Below are 595 nucleotides of genomic sequence, written 5' to 3'. Positions count from 1 at the left end.
ACCGCCACCAGCCCGCGCTTCAGCAGCCCCTCCAGCGCCGTGGCGGAGGCAGCGCCAAGGTCGCGCAGTACGGCGCGGCGGCTGGCCGACCCCTTGTCCCACAGGTATTCCAGCAGTTGCACCTGGCGCACGGCGGAAGGCCGCACCGGCCACGGCGGGTCCGCCGTCACTGCGCACAGTTCCGCGTCGGCGGCGTCCTCCGCCTTGTCCAGCACCTCGCCCCGGCCATCCATCCAGGCCTGGCCCAGACGGTGCAGGGCAGAAGGGTCCTTGTCGGCCAGCGGCACAAGGTCGCGGAACTTCAGCGTGCGCGCCCGCCCGTCCTCGAAAAAGCGCAGCCGCACCTGGGTGGTGCGCAGCCCCACGGGCAGAAAGTTGCCCAGTATCTGCCCTTCACTCGCTGCCTGCCGCAGCGCCAACTGGCGCACCATGTCCAGATACCCGGCGTCCAGCAGCGGCTCGCGCTCCAGCGGCCACAGCATGGGCCGGGCCACCACGCCTTCCGGCAGCGCGCCCCCGCCTGCCGTAGCGTACGCCTCGTCATCCAGCAGCACGCCCACGCGCACCGCGCCGTTGCCCAGCGGCACAGCCACCC

General features: G+C 72.6%; 1 pseudogene. It reads right to left on the bottom strand.

The features are described 5' to 3' along the window. A pseudogene (locus tag FVW20_RS18205) lies at positions 1-595 on the bottom strand (replication restart helicase PriA); the annotation flags it as partial.

The organism is Nitratidesulfovibrio oxamicus (assembly GCF_015731765.1).
Lineage (GTDB): Bacteria > Desulfobacterota > Desulfovibrionia > Desulfovibrionales > Desulfovibrionaceae > Cupidesulfovibrio > Cupidesulfovibrio oxamicus.
Note: the sequence above shows the minus strand (reverse complement) of the source record. Positions and strands in the feature narration are given on the sequence as shown.